Origin of the sequence: Nonomuraea sp. NPDC059194, assembly GCF_042754765.1 — a bacterium.
GTDB lineage: Bacteria > Actinomycetota > Actinomycetes > Streptosporangiales > Streptosporangiaceae > Nonomuraea.
In genome coordinates, this window is sequence record NZ_JBHZBH010000005.1 from 43,531 (window position 1) to 57,244 (window position 13,714).

General features: G+C 70.6%; 12 protein-coding genes. 6 read left to right on the forward strand and 6 right to left on the reverse strand.

What is annotated here, in order from left to right; genetic code table 11:
* Positions 1 to 74: 74 nt before the first annotated feature.
* Positions 75 to 1,547, forward strand: a complete 1,473-nt coding sequence (locus ACFXJ8_RS09175; protein WP_379643314.1) for a M48 family metallopeptidase — start codon at positions 75 to 77, stop codon at positions 1,545 to 1,547.
* 46 nt (positions 1,548 to 1,593) lie between these two features.
* On the opposite strand, the gene ppdK is transcribed toward ACFXJ8_RS09175, so the two are convergent.
* Both ppdK and ACFXJ8_RS09185 read right to left on the reverse strand, forming a co-directional pair.
* Positions 1,594 to 4,227, reverse strand: a complete 2,634-nt coding sequence (gene ppdK, locus ACFXJ8_RS09180; RefSeq protein ID WP_379643315.1) for a pyruvate, phosphate dikinase — start codon at positions 4,225 to 4,227, stop codon at positions 1,594 to 1,596.
* Between the two features lie 241 nt (positions 4,228 to 4,468).
* Positions 4,469 to 5,950: a protein kinase gene (locus ACFXJ8_RS09185; protein ID WP_379643316.1), complete on the reverse strand. Its 1,482-nt coding sequence runs from the start codon at positions 5,948 to 5,950 to the stop codon at positions 4,469 to 4,471.
* A 319-nt stretch (positions 5,951 to 6,269) separates the two neighbouring features.
* Between ACFXJ8_RS09185 and ACFXJ8_RS09190 the strand changes: the two genes are divergently transcribed.
* The gene (locus ACFXJ8_RS09190; RefSeq protein ID WP_379643317.1) at positions 6,270 to 7,187 is read left to right on the forward strand and encodes a dienelactone hydrolase family protein; all 918 of its coding nucleotides are present in this window, start codon (positions 6,270 to 6,272) and stop codon (positions 7,185 to 7,187) included.
* Between the two features lie 2 nt (positions 7,188 to 7,189).
* Here ACFXJ8_RS09190 and ACFXJ8_RS09195 read toward each other — a convergent pair whose 3' ends face one another.
* The 3 genes from ACFXJ8_RS09195 to ACFXJ8_RS09205 all read right to left on the reverse strand — a co-directional run bounded on the left by ACFXJ8_RS09195 (position 7,190) and on the right by ACFXJ8_RS09205 (position 9,590).
* On the reverse strand, positions 7,190 to 7,765 hold the full coding sequence (locus ACFXJ8_RS09195) for a hypothetical protein (RefSeq protein ID WP_379643318.1): 576 nt from the start codon (positions 7,763 to 7,765) through the stop codon (positions 7,190 to 7,192).
* 62 nt (positions 7,766 to 7,827) lie between these two features.
* The gene (locus ACFXJ8_RS09200; protein ID WP_379643319.1) at positions 7,828 to 9,213 is read right to left on the reverse strand and encodes a glycine--tRNA ligase; all 1,386 of its coding nucleotides are present in this window, start codon (positions 9,211 to 9,213) and stop codon (positions 7,828 to 7,830) included.
* Between the two features lie 86 nt (positions 9,214 to 9,299).
* Positions 9,300 to 9,590: an antibiotic biosynthesis monooxygenase family protein gene (locus ACFXJ8_RS09205; RefSeq protein WP_379643320.1), complete on the reverse strand. Its 291-nt coding sequence runs from the start codon at positions 9,588 to 9,590 to the stop codon at positions 9,300 to 9,302.
* A gap of 38 nt (positions 9,591 to 9,628) precedes the next feature.
* On the opposite strand from ACFXJ8_RS09205, the gene ACFXJ8_RS09210 reads away from it, so the two are divergent.
* The 4 genes from ACFXJ8_RS09210 (at position 9,629) to ACFXJ8_RS09225 (ending at position 12,267) form a co-directional block, all read left to right on the forward strand.
* Positions 9,629 to 10,174: a hypothetical protein gene (locus tag ACFXJ8_RS09210; protein WP_379643321.1), complete on the forward strand. Its 546-nt coding sequence runs from the start codon at positions 9,629 to 9,631 to the stop codon at positions 10,172 to 10,174.
* A gap of 9 nt (positions 10,175 to 10,183) precedes the next feature.
* Positions 10,184 to 10,522, forward strand: a complete 339-nt coding sequence (locus ACFXJ8_RS09215) for a DUF6703 family protein (protein WP_379643322.1) — start codon at positions 10,184 to 10,186, stop codon at positions 10,520 to 10,522.
* Positions 10,523 to 10,565: 43 nt separating this feature from the next.
* Positions 10,566 to 11,435: an alpha/beta hydrolase gene (locus tag ACFXJ8_RS09220; protein WP_379643323.1), complete on the forward strand. Its 870-nt coding sequence runs from the start codon at positions 10,566 to 10,568 to the stop codon at positions 11,433 to 11,435.
* Positions 11,436 to 11,532: 97 nt separating this feature from the next.
* A complete protein-coding gene (locus ACFXJ8_RS09225) occupies positions 11,533 to 12,267 on the forward strand; it encodes a GntR family transcriptional regulator (RefSeq protein ID WP_379643324.1) in 735 nt (244 codons plus the stop codon).
* Between the two features lie 93 nt (positions 12,268 to 12,360).
* Here the strand turns inward: ACFXJ8_RS09225 and ACFXJ8_RS09230 are convergent, their stop codons facing one another.
* Positions 12,361 to 13,569, reverse strand: a complete 1,209-nt coding sequence (locus ACFXJ8_RS09230) for a molybdopterin molybdotransferase MoeA (protein ID WP_379643325.1) — start codon at positions 13,567 to 13,569, stop codon at positions 12,361 to 12,363.
* Positions 13,570 to 13,714 lie beyond the last annotated feature (145 nt).

Sequence of the window (13,714 nt, forward strand, 5' to 3'; positions counted from 1 at the left end):
CGGCACTCGATCAGCAGGCCCCTGCAGAGTGGCCCGCCAAAGCCGGGGACATATCGCCCGATATGGTCATCTGCGTGACCACCGCGTTCCGTGCCGTGCTGGCCTTCACCTTGCTGGCCGGTTTCTACGTGCTCGTCGGCCTGATCCTGGCCGCTGCCGTCTTCTTCGACGTCCTGCTCTTCATCGAGTTCAACAGCGGGGTGCTCAAGCTCGCGATCGTGCTGACCCTGGCCGCGGGCGCGCTGGTGCGGGCCCTGTGGATGGTCAGCCGCGGGAAGCGGGGCGAGGAGCCGGGGCTGGCCGTCGGCCGGGAGCACGAGCCCGAGCTGTGGCGGACGGTCGAGGAGCTGGCCCAGCGGGTCAAGACCGCGCCGCCGGACGAGATCAGGCTGGTCGGAGAGGTCAACGCCGCCGTCGCCGAGGACACCCGCTTCCTCGGACTGGTGGCGACCAGGCGGCGCATGTACATCGGGCTGCCGCTGCTGCAGACGCTCACGGTCGACGAGCTGCGGGCCGTACTCGGGCACGAGCTCGGCCACTACAGCGGCGCCCACACCCGGCTCGGCGCGCCCGTCTACCGGGGCAGGGTGGCGCTGATCGCGACCGTGCAGGGGCTCGGCAACCACCCGTTCGTGCAGCGGCTCTTCACCTACTACGCCAAGCTCTACCTGCGTGTCTCCCAGGCGGTCTCGCGCCGTCAGGAGCTGGAGGCCGACGCGTTCGCCGTCGCGATCGCGGGCCGGACGGCGATGGCGGGCGCGCTGACCAGGATCCACGCCACCGCGCAGGCGTGGGAGCTGTTCATGGAGCGCTACATGGCGATGGCCGGGCTGGCGGGCAACAGGCCCGCGTCGGTGTTCGGCGGCTTCCGCGCGCTCATGGACGATCCGGTACGGCAGGCGGAGCTGGCCAGGCTCGCCGAGCAGCCGGAGGAGACCTCCCCCTACGACTCGCACCCGAGCCTGGCCGACCGTCTGGCCGCGATCGAGCTGCTGCCCGAGCCCGTGCACGTCCCCGACCCGCGCCCGGCCACGACGCTGCTCAGGGACGCGTCGGTGGCCACGCAGGCGGTCGAGCACGCGTTCTGGACCCAGGAGGCGCTGACCACGCTGCGCCCCGTGTCGTGGGAGGACCTGATCGCCCGCGGCATGTACGCCATGCGCAACGAGGAGGCGCTGCGCGACCTGGCCGTGGCGGGGCAGCGGGTGATGGGGGCGGACGTGCCGTACCTCGACGCGGCCTTCGAGGCGCTGGCCCGCGGGCAGCACGCGGCGCTGGAGGCCGAGCTGCGCAAGCTCGGCTGGGACACCCCCGACAGCCCGCTCGCGGGCGTCGTCGGCCAGGCGCTCGAGGCGACGCTGATCCAGCACGGGCAGGCCCGTTGGACGCTGTCGTGGTCGGGCCCGGCCAGGCTGCTGTTCGAGGACGGCGAGGAGGTTCTGGTGAGCGAGTACGCCGCGCAGGTGGTCGCCGACCCCTCCGGCGTTCCAGGCCTGCGCTCGTGGCTGGCGGGGCTGGGTGTGAAACCCGACTTCGTCCCCGCCTGATCGAGAATGCCGCCGCCGGGCCCCGGCGGGCCCGGCGGCGGTTGACTCAGCGGGTGTCGGAGGAGTCGCCGGTCAGCGCCGCGCGGCCAGCCTCCAGACGCGCCACGGGGATGCGGAACGGCGAGCAGGACACGTAGTCGAGCCCCGCCTCGTGGCAGAAGTGGACGGACTCGGGGTCGCCGCCGTGCTCGCCGCAGATGCCGAGCTTGAGGTCGGGCCTGGTCTTCCTGCCCTCCTCGACGGCGATCCTGACGAGGCGGCCGACGCCGTCCCTGTCCAGGGTCTCGAACGGCGAGACGCCGAAGACGCCCATCTCCAGGTAGCGCGAGAAGAACGAGGCCTCGACGTCGTCGCGGGAGAAGCCCCACGTCATCTGGGTCAGGTCGTTGGTGCCGAAGGAGAAGAACTGCGCGGCCTCGGCGACCTGACCGGCGGTGAGCGCGGCCCTCGGCGTCTCGATCATGGTGCCGATGAGCGCGTCGACGCCATCCTCCGCCAGGATCGCGACGGCCTCCTCGCGGACCGCCTCCAGCTCCTGGACGGCGGCGACCAGCGGGATCATGATCTCGGGCCTGGCGCCCGGCACCGCGCGAGCGGCGTCGGCGATGGCCCTGACCTGCATGGCGAACAGGCCGGGGATGACCAGGCCGAGCCGTACCCCTCGAAGGCCGAGCATCGGGTTCTGCTCGTGCAGGCGCTTGACGGCGGCCAGCAGCGTCCGGTCCTTGTCTGAGGCGTCGCCCTTGGCGACCTTGACCGACAGCTCCACGAGGTCGGGCAGGAACTCGTGCAGCGGCGGGTCGATGAGGCGGATCGTGACCGGCCGCCCGTCCATGGCCTCGAAGATCCCGATGAAGTCGGACTTCTGGAGCGGTTCGAGGGCGTCCAGCGCGGCCTGGCGCTCGTCGGCGTCGGCGGCCAGGACCAGGTCCTCGACCAGCTGCCTGCGGTCGCCGAGGAACATGTGCTCCGTACGGCACAGCCCGATCCCCTCGGCCCCGAACCGCACGGCGCGGGCGGCGTCCTCGGGGTTGTCGGCGTTGGCCCGCACGCCGAGCCGGCGCGCCGCGTCGGCGTGCCGCATGATCCGGTCGACCGCGCGGACCAGCTCGTCGGCCGGCTCGCTGCCCTCGAAGTACTCGACGACGGCCGAGTCGACGACCGGCATCTCGCCGAGGAAGACCTCGCCGGTGGTGCCGTCGACGGAGATGATGTCGCCCTCGCCGACCGTGATGCCGCCGGGGGCGGTGAAGCGGCGCTCTGCCGTGGAGACCTCCAGCTCCTCGGCCCCGCACACGCAGGTCTTGCCCATGCCCCGGGCGACCACGGCGGCGTGCGAGGTCTTGCCGCCGCGCGAGGTCAGCACGCCCCTGGCGGCGATCATGCCCGCCAGGTCGTCGGGGTTGGTCTCGCGCCTGACCAGGATGACGTCCTCGCCCGCGGCGGCCAGCTCCACGGCCCGCTCGGAGGAGAAGACGGCCTTGCCGACGGCCGCGCCCGGCGAGGCGTTCATGCCCTTGGTGATGAGCTTGCGCTCACCCTCGGTGGAGAACCTGGGGAACATCAGCTGGGCGAGCTGGTCGCCGCTGACCCTGGTCACGGCCTCGTCGAGGGTGATGAGGCCCTGGTCGACGAGCTGTGTGGCGATGCGGAACGCCGCGGCGGCGGTCCGCTTGCCTACTCGGGTCTGCAGCATCCAGAGCTTGCCGCGCTCGATCGTGAACTCGATGTCGCACAGGTCGCGGTAGTGGTTCTCGAGCTTCTCCATGATCTGCAGCAGCTCGTCGTAGGAGTTCTTGTCGAGGCGCTCGAGCTCCTGCAGCGGGATGGTGTTGCGGATGCCCGCGACGACGTCCTCGCCCTGGGCGTTCTGGAGGTAGTCGCCGTAGATGCCCTGGTGGCCCGAGCCGGGGTCGCGGGTGAAGGCGACGCCGGTGCCCGAGTCCTCGCCGAGGTTGCCGAAGACCATGGCCACGATGTTCACCGCGGTGCCCAGGTCGGTGGGGATGCGCTCCTGGCGGCGGTAGAGGACGGCGCGGGGGGCGTTCCACGAGTCGAAGACCGCCATGACGGCCAGTCGCAGCTGCTCGCGCGGGTCGGCGGGGAAGTCCTCGCCCGTCTGCTCGCGCACGATGCCCTTGTACGTCTCGACGAGGCGCTGCAGCTCTTCGGCCGACAGGTCGGTGTCCTGGCGGGAGCCCTTGAGCGACTCCAGGGCGTGCTCGAACAGTTCGCCGTCGATGCCCTGCACGGTCTTGCCGAACATCTGGATGAGCCTGCGGTAGGAGTCCCAGGCGAAGCGGTCGTTGCCGCCCGCCTGCTTGGCCAGGCCGTGGACGGACTCGTCGTTGAGCCCGATGTTCAGGACGGTCTCCATCATGCCGGGCATGGAGAACTTGGCGCCCGAGCGCACGCTGACCAGCAACGGGTCGTCGGCCTGTCCGAGCTTCTTGCCCATGGCGGACTCCAGCGCGAGCAGGTGCTCGGCGACCTCCGCCTCGAGCCCGTCGGGGACCGAGCCCTCCGCCAGATAGTGGCGGCACGCCTGAGAGGTGATCGTGAATCCAGGGGGGACGGGCAGGCCGAGATTCGTCATCTCAGCCAGATTGGCGCCCTTTCCCCCGAGAAGATCCTTGAGATCCTTGTTGCCCTCGGTGAAGTCGTAAACGTACTTGGCCACCACAACTCCTTTGCGAACGCCTCCGTCCGGGACTCTACCGATAAAGAACAGGATGAAACTGCACTCGTCGGTCAAGTCAACGTTTCCGCTGTTCAGCGTACCCATACCGGTCTAATCCACTGTTAAATCCAGTGGTTTATACCAATTGGTGTAAACCAATTTCAGAGAATGGATCTCAGTACCTGGGACGGACATGACAAAGGCGCCGGAGGTGTGCTCCGGCGCCCGTGTCGATCGCGTTCTAGCTGAGTCCGGCCTTGTTCACGTACCTCATCACCGGGCCGTTCTCCAGCTTGCCCTTCCGATGGGCCTTGAGCAGATCACCGACGACCTCGAATGCCTTCTCCCCCGCCTGCGCCTCCTGACCGTCCCTCGCGGCCTTGCCCGCCTCGAGGATCTCCTCCCGGGCCTTGTTGAAGAGCTTGGGGTCGATCCCGCCCTCGCCCATCTGCTGGAGGAGCGCCGCGTCGAGGCCGCCGAGCCACCTCTGCCAGCCGCCCGGGGGCGTGTACTCGGAGGCCTGTCCCACGTAGGGCTCCTCGTCATCGCCCTCCTCGTCGTCGGGACTGGGCGTCGCCTCGCTCAGCGACTCGACGGGGCTGGGCGAAGGAGAGGTCACCGGCTCGGGCTCGGCGCTCGTGGCGACCGCGGACGTGGGGGTGGGCGTGGCCGACGGCTGCTCCCCTCCGCTGTTGAGCAGCGTCACCCCGATCGCCACCGCCGCGATCACCGCGACGGCGGCGAGCGCCTGCACCACCAGCTTCTTGTTCGACGAGGGTTCGGGCGCCGCGCCGTTCAGCATCGCGCCCGTCACGGGCACCGCGGGGCCGCCGCGCAGGTCCGTGGTCTGCGAGGGGTCGTGCGCGGGCAGGACGGCCGTCGGATTCGGTACGGCATGCGGGGCCGGGTTCGGCATGGTCGGGGGGAAGGCGAAGGCGGCGAAGGCCTGCCGTACCTGCTCGGCGTTTGCGGGCCGGTCGGCGGGATTCTTGGCCAGCATCGACAGCACCAGCCGGTCGAGGGCGGCGGGCACGTCGGGACGCACCTGGCTGGGCGGCACGGGAGTCTCGAAAACGTGCTTGCGCATGAGGTCGGCAGCGCCACCCGAGAACGGCGGCTGGCCGCAGAGCAGCTCGTAGGCGACGCAGCCCAGCGCGTACAGGTCGGAGGCCGCGGTGCCGCCCTCGCCGTTGATCTGCTCGGGGGCGAGGTAGGCGGCGGTGCCGACGACCGTGCCGACCGTGGTCAGGCGGGAGGTCTCGCTGGCCACCTGCGCGATGCCGAAGTCGACGATCTTGAGCGTGCCGTCCGCCGTCCTGTGCAGGTTCGCGGGCTTCACGTCACGGTGGACCACGCCCGCCTTGTGCGCGGCGTCCAGGCCGGCGGCGGCCTGGCTCATCAGGCGGCACACCTCGGGAATGTTGTACCGGTGGCCGTCCACGAGTTCGTCGGCCAGGCTGCGGCCGGTCAGCAGCTCCATCACCAGGTAGGGGCGCCCGTTCTGCTCACCGGTGTCGAACACGGTGACCACGTTGCTGTGCACGATCTGGGCGGCGGCCCGTGCCTCGCGAGCGAACCGCTCACGGGCCGCGGGCTGCGTCACCTGCGGCGCGAGAATCTTGACGGCGACGGCGCGACCGGTCCGCGGGTCGTGACCCCGCCAGACCTCGCCCATACCACCGCGCCCGATCGGCTCGTCCAGCTGGTAGCGCCCGTCCAGCATTTCCGGCATATTTCCCGCCAATGGCTCAGAAGTCCTCGTATTCCGAGCCAACCTATATGGTGACGCCCTCGGCGAGTGGATTGATCGTCAGCCCCGCAGCCCCGCAGCCCGGCGCCGCGCATCCTGCCGCCACCCGCCCCGCAACCGGCCGCCCTCGCAACCAGCCCGCCACCCCCAGTCAGCCCGCCGCCACCCCGCAGTCGTGAAGACCCGGCACGCAGTTTGGCTTTGTCGGAATTTTCGGTCTCGCACCGCCCGGGCACGCCGGATGCACGCGAGCTTTACCTGGCCTTACGGTCATGCGGCCTACGATCCCGGCATGATGTCACCCTTCAAGCGCTACCTCGCGGAAGAGATCGCACTCGACCACGTCGAAGGGCTCATCCCGCGCCGTGAGGCACTGCGGCGGCTCGCCCTGCTCGGGCTCGGCCTGCCCGCGGCCACGGCGCTGCTGGCCGCGTGCGGGGCGGGCGCGGAGGCCACCCTGGGCGCCACGCCTGCGCCCAGCCCCAGCCCCGGCACCGGCGCGCCCGCCTCCCCCGCCGGGCCGGAACCGCTGCCGACGCAGGCGGTCACCTTTGCCGGGCCCGAGGGCACGACGCTGCGGGGAGCGTGGGCGAAGGCGCGGGAACCCAAGGGCGCGGTCCTGGTCATCCACGAGAACCGCGGTCTCAACGACCACACCCGCTCGGTCGCGGGACGGCTGGCGGCCAGCGGCTACTCCTCGCTGGCGCTCGACCTGCTGTCACGCGAGGGGGGCACGGAGTCGTTCGACGACACCGCGCAGGCCACCGCCAAGCTCGGCGAGATCCCGCCGGAGCGGTTCGTCGCCGACATGAAGACGGCGCTGGGCGAGCTGGCCAGGCGCGAGGAGGGCGCCAAGCTCGGCATGGTGGGGTTCTGCTTCGGCGGCGGCATGACGTGGCTGCTGCTGGCCAACAGGGAGCCGCGGCTGTCGGCGGCGGCGCCGTTCTACGGCCCGCTGCCCGAAGGCGCCGACTTCTCCGGCGACCAGGCGGCCGTCCTCGGCATCTACGCCGAGCGGGACGACAGGGTGAACGCCACCCGCGACGCCGCCAGGGCCGCGCTGGAGAAGTCGGGCCTCACCTACGAGATCGTCACCTACCCAGGCGTCGGCCACGCCTTCTTCAACGACACCGGCCAGCGCTACGACGCCCAGGCCGCGGCGCAGGCCTACCAGCGGCTCATCGACTGGTTCGGCACGTACCTGGCCTGAGCTCAGCCGTTGTCAATCTTGATGGAGTAACGCCACTCGGCCCAGGCCCACGGCTCCCGGTAGGTACCGGTCGGGCAGCCCGGCTGCGCGCCGCAGACGTCGGCCCGCACGTCGAAGCGGTAGGTCCGGCCCGAGTAGGGGTCACGCAGGTCGTAGGTCTCGACGGGCTTGGCCGAAGAGGTGGTGAAGGTCCTCGGGATGCGCGGGACGCCGTTCCCCCAGATGCGCATGGAGAACCTGCCGCCCTCGAAGGCGTTGCCGAACATGAACCTGATCTTGCGCTGGTGCCGGATGTAGCTGACCGACAGCACCCGCATCCTGCCGCCGACATGGGAGAAGGCGATCTGCCCGTAGTCGAAGGACTGGCGCCTGCCCGGGGGCTCGAAGGTCTCCTGGGCGTCACTGACGGGGCAGCCGAGGACGGCCCGGCCACCGAGCCGGTCGTAGCGGATCTGGATCTGCTCGTCGCGGAGCTCGAACCGGCACGTCCGCGCGGAGGTGGAAGCGGAAGCGGAAGCGGCGGGCAGCGTCACGGCGGCGAGCGCGGCGACCGTCCCGAGCGCGATTGCTCGTCTCATAGGCGAAACGTAGATCGCGCCCGGGCGGCCTTCATGAGTACAGGGGTACTCAGATCCTGGACTCAGTCGTTGAGGTGCTGGCGCAGGTAGGGCTCGACCTGGTCGAGCGCGATGCGCTCCTGCCCCATCGAGTCGCGCTCGCGGATGGTCACCGCGTGGTCGTCGAGGGTGTCGAAGTCGACCGTGATGCAGAACGGCGTGCCGATCTCGTCCTGGCGACGGTAGCGGCGGCCGATGGCGCCGGCGTCGTCGAACTCGACGTTCCAGCGCTTGCGCAGCTGGGCGGCCAGGTCCTTGGCCTTGGGCGACAGGTCGGCGTTGCGCGACAGCGGCAGGACCGCGACCTTGACGGGGGCGAGCCGGTGGTCGAGGCGCAGCACCGTGCGCTTCTCCATGACGCCCTTGGCGTTGGGCGCCTCGTCCTCGGTGTAGGCGTCGAGCAGGAAGGTCAGCGTGGCGCGGTCGACACCGGCGGCGGGCTCGATGACGTAGGGCACGTAGCGCTCGCCGGTGTCCTGCTCGAAGAACGACAGGTCGACGCCCGACGCCTTGCCGTGGGCGGTCAGGTCGAAGTCGGTGCGGTTGGCGATGCCCTCGAGCTCACCCCACTCCGAGCCGGTGAAGTTGAAGCGGTACTCCACGTCGACGGTGCGCTTGGAGTAGTGGGACAGCTTCTCCTTCGGGTGCTCGTAGAGCCGCAGGTTGTCCTTGTTGATGCCCAGGTCGGAGTACCAGCGGAAGCGCTCGTCGATCCAGTACTGGTGCCACTCCTCGTCGGTGCCGGGCTTGACGAAGAACTCCATCTCCATCTGCTCGAACTCGCGGGTGCGGAAGATGAAGTTGCCCGGCGTGATCTCGTTGCGGAACGACTTGCCGATCTGGCCGATGCCGAACGGGACCTTCTTGCGCGCCGACTGCTGCACGTTGGCGTAGTTGATGAAGATGCCCTGCGCGGTCTCGGGGCGCAGGTAGGCCAGGCCGGACTCGTCCTCGACGGCGCCGAGGTAGGTCTTCAGCAGGCCGCTGAACTGGCGCGGCTCGGTGAAGGAGCCCTTGTTGCCGCAGTTGGGGCAGGTGAGGTCGGCCAGGCCGTGCTCGGGGGCCCTGCCGTGCTTCTCCTCGTAGGCCTCGGTGAGGTGGTCGGCCCTGAAGCGCTTGTGGCAGGACTGGCACTCGGTCAGCGGGTCGGTGAAGGTCTCGACGTGGCCGCTGGCCTGCCACACCTCGGGAGCGAGGATCACGCACGAGTCGAGGCCGACCACGTCTTCGCGGGCCTGCACCATCGACAGCCACCACTGGCGCTTCACGTTGTTCTTCAGCTCGACGCCCAGCGGACCGTAGTCCCACGACGCGCGCAGGCCTCCGTAGATCTCGCTCGACGGGTAAACGAGCCCCCGTCGCTTGGCGAGGCTGACGATCGTGTCCATGACGTCGGTCCGGCGTGCCATTGGCTGAATCTCTTTCCGGCTGGAGGTCGGCGAGTGGAAATGATGAGATCCCAGCTTAGGGGACATCCGGCCGCCGCCGCGCGCGACTAATCGTCTCGGCCGGAAACGTAGACGTCCTCGAAGGCGCTGGGCTCGTTGACCATGAGGATCATGAGGGGGTACATCGCCATCCGGGCGGCCGACAGGGCCCTGCGATAGAAGCCCGCACCCTCCCACTCGCTGACCACCGCCCACAGGTTGGGCTCGTCGACCGAGCGGCACAGGCGTCCGCGCAGATAACCGGGCTGCGCGGCGAGCACGTCGATGATCTCCTGGCCTTGCTTGAGGAACTCCTGGGAGCGCGTCTCTGGGACCATGTAGCGAATCAGTGCGAGCACGCGAACCAGGATGTCAGACAAGCGGCCTATCCTGGTGCGTGCTCTCAAGGATCCGCCGCTCACAGCTCGCGCTCGCCGTCGCCGCCGTCTACCTCGCCGTCGTCGGCTACGTGAGCGTCATCACCCTCACCGGCCAGGCCGACGAGCTGAGCGGCACGGGTCCCCTGGGTGAGCTGACCTCCCCCGTCTCCCTCCTCCCGTACGGCCTGCGCCTGCTGGGGGTGCTCCCCTCCGCGGCGGGCGCCTACACGATCGCGGGCATCGTCCAGACGGTGCTCATCTGGCTGCTGATCAGGGGCCGCCGCCCTGCCGAGACGCTCGGCGAGTGGGGGGACGGCTATCGCAGAGGTCGGGCGGCGCTGGTCCTCTCCTCCGTCTACCTGCTCCTCGTGACCTCCGCCGCCGTCTTCGGGCTCGTGAGCTCCGCGCACGCGGCGGGCAGCTTCGGCCTCATCTTCTGGGTCCCGCTCGCACTCCCGCTCATCCTCGTCGCCACGGATGTGCCGGGTTCGGTGATGCCCATCGGGATGATCCAGGCGTGGGTCCTGTGGCGAATCTTCAGGGGCGGGCGGGTGCCGCGCTAGGCTCGTGAGGTGGCCACTCGAAAGCCTCTCCCGCCCGGCGAGCAGTTCTTCACGCCCGGCGCCACGGGCCTGCGCAAGGCGGTCGAGCAGCGCAGCGCCGTACCCATCACGTTCCTGTTCACGCAGGTGCCGCGCTGGGTCACGCCCGCGCTGCTGGTGATCCTGCTGCTGGCGGGCTTCGCGCTCGACAGCTGGCTCGGCGGGGTCGCGGTGCTGCCGGTGGTCGGCTTCGTCGGGTGGCTGGCCTACCTGTCGTGGCCCTCGCTCGGCGCGGGCGGCAAGCTCCTGCGCGTGGTGATGCTGACCTTTCTCCTCCTCTTGGCGGCCGACAGGTTCAGCGTCTTCTAGGTCTGACGCGAGCTGCCTCCGCAGTGACGTACGGTCCGGAGTCATGCGTCGTTTTCTGGTCGGTGTCGTGCTCGTGCTGTGCGCCACCGGCGCCGGTTGCCTGCCAGGCACGAGCCCGCTGGAGCTGCCCGCGATGACGGCCGCCGCGCTGGGCGAGCGCTACACCGCCAACGCCGCGCCCGCCGGGCCGGGCCGCCAGTTGCTCGCCTACGACGAGGAGGGCGACGGGCGGGCGATCGAGGTGGTCGGCGACCTGGCAGCGGCCACCAAGGTGATCGTCTACGTTCCCGGCACCGGATACGGCCTGCGCGACTTCGACGGCACCTCCGCCTCCCCCGCCGGTGCCGCGCGGACCCTGCACGCCAGGGCGACGGCGCTGGAGCCCGGCGGCAAGGTGGCCGTCATCGGGTGGCTCGGATACGACGCGCCCGAGATGACCGACTGGGATGTGTTCACCACGCTGCCCGCCGCCAAGGGCGCCAAGGCGCTGCGCGCGCTCGTGGCGGCGCTGGACGGCAAGGAGCGGATCAGCCTCGTCTGCCACAGCTACGGCACGGTGGTGTGCGGTCAGGCCGCGCCTGGGCTGCCCGTCGCCGACATCGTCGCGCTGGGCAGCCCTGGCATGGGCGTGGCCGCGAAGGCGGAGCTCCGCACGCCCGCCAGGGTGTGGGCCACGCTGTCCAGCAAGGACGACGTGTTCAGGGCCGGCGTACGGCTCGGCCCCGTCGGCTTCGGCGCCGACCCGGTCGACGCCGGGTTCGGCGCCAGAGTCTTCGACGGAGGCGGCGGCGGCCACAACGACTACCTGCGCCCCGGCAGCGCCACCGTCGACACGGTCACGTCCATAGCCCTCACCGGGGAAGCAACGCCGGGAAGTCGCCCGGCAACCGCTCACCCTGCCGCCCTTGGGTGAGGGCCCGCACCAACAGCGGCGATCACGCGGGCAAGGGGCGTGAATGCGTGGAAACGTATGCTGTAGGCAGTCGACAATAAACTGTAGAGGTGCCGATATGTTGCAGTCGGAAACGGGGGCGGCGGCCAAGATTCCGCGGCCCGTGCCGCTCAGGGAGAGCGTGTTCGAGGCGCTGCTGGAACTGATCGTCTCAGGGCAGCTGCGTCCCGGGCAGCATCTCGTGGAGAACGAGCTCGCCGAATTGCTGGGGGTGTCCCGGCAGCCGGTTCGTGAGGCGCTCCAGTTGCTCAGCGGTGAGGGCTGGGTGGACCTGTATCCGAGTCAGGGCGCGTTCGTCCATTCGCCGAGTACGGAAGAGGCCGACCAACTGCTGGCCGTACGCGCGCTGCTGGAGGCGGAGTCCGCGCGGCTGGCGGCGCGGCATGCGGATGAGGACGGCGTGGCGGCGCTGCGGAAGCTGTGCGCGCGCGGCGCCTCGGCGGCGCACGCGGACGACACTGACGCGGCGGTGGCCGCCAACGCGGAGTTGCACGCGCTGATCACCGCGTTGTCGGGGAACAAGGTGCTGGCGGAGCTCGCGGCGCAGGTGGCGCGCAGGGTGCGATGGTACCACACGCCGGTGGCCAGGCAGCGGGGGCTCGCGTCCTGGCGGGAGCATGAGGATCTGATCGACGCCATCGCCGACGGGAACGAGGAGATGGCGGCGCAGATCATGCGCGAGCACACCGAGCACACCAGGGTGGCGTACCTGGAGCAGCGGAAGAGCCAGCCGGAGGAACCTGCTCCCCGGCCGGTCCGGCGGCGCCGTACGAGGACCACGCAGGGGAACTGACCGTCGCGAAGCCGGACGCCAGGCGGGGCAGAGGTCGCCATCGAGCGCCACACGAGATCGGACCCGGCGCCCGGGGGCCAGAAGGGGTGAGTCTCAGACCGGTAGGTCGAGCAACTCCACCGGTTCGCCGTTCCACCCGGGCGGAATGACGGCCAGGGCGTCGGCGAGCGCGGCACCCCAGAGCGACCCGGGCCGGTCGTGCCCCACAGGCACGGCGCCCGTGCCGGACCTTCGCACGGGCACCAGCCGCGTGTCCCGGTGATGGGCCAGGCCCCGGGAATGCCCCGGATGACCGGCCGTCTCCGCGAGCGTGACACGTTCGCCAGGCTCATACCGCTCACCCTTGATCAGCGGGACCAGCAGCGTCAACGCCGCCGCCAGGGCCGCGAACGGGTTACCCGGCAGGCCGACGACCAGCCGTCCGTCTGGGAGCCGGGCCAGGAGTTGCGGATGGCCCGGACGCACGGCGACCCCGTCCACCAGCACCTCGGCACCGACCTCGGCCAGCACGCCGCGAAGGTGGTCGGCGGGCCCCTTCGATGAGGCCCCGCACACCACCACTATCTCGACCGGACGGGCGGCCGCCTTCCCGAGGTCGTTCCCCTCCGAGGTCGGGTGTCCTTCGTGGAGGGCGGCGCACAGCGGGGCGGCGCCGTCCGGCAGCCTGACGGCGGGGCCCAGCACGCCTCCCGCCCACGCGACCAGCCCCGGCAGGAACGGCCCGATGGCGTCGCGCACGCGCCCCGGCTCGGGCAGCCCCGCCTCGACCACCTCGTCCCCGGTCACCACCACCGTCACCTCGGGCCGGCGATGGACGGCGAGCGCGTCGTGCCCCAGCGCGGCGGCCAGCCCGAGCACGGCGGGCGTCACCGTGGTTCCCGCCACGAGCACCTCCTCGTCCAGACCGACGTCCTCCCCGCGCCTGCGGATGTGCCGCCCCTCCTCGACCACCCCGCGAAGCAACCGCGTCCCGCCGTCCTCGACGGTTGCCTTCTCGTACGGCAGGACCGCCGTCGCCCCCTCCGGCACCGGAGCTCCCGTGGCGATCTCCACCGCGCAACCCGGCTTCAGCACCTCGGCGTGCGCCTGCCCTCCGGCCAGCACCCGCCCGACCACCCGCCACGGCCCCTCCCCCGCGACCGCGTAGCCGTCCATCGCCGACACGTCCACCCCGGGCACGGCGACGAGCGCCCGCAGCGGACGGGCGAGGCGGCAGCCGTACGCCATGGACAACGGAACCTCCGCCACCGGCCACGCCGGCGCGGCGCCCAGCGCGATGGCGCGGGCTTGCGACCAGTTCACATTTCCACTGTGCCCAAGGTTGGCGGTCGAGTGGAGTCCTGCGTTCGTGCTCACGAGACGAACCTTGCCATGGACCTACGCATCCAAGCTTCTTGACGACCATCTGGAGACTTTGACAACCATTTTCATTCTGTTCCATACTGAT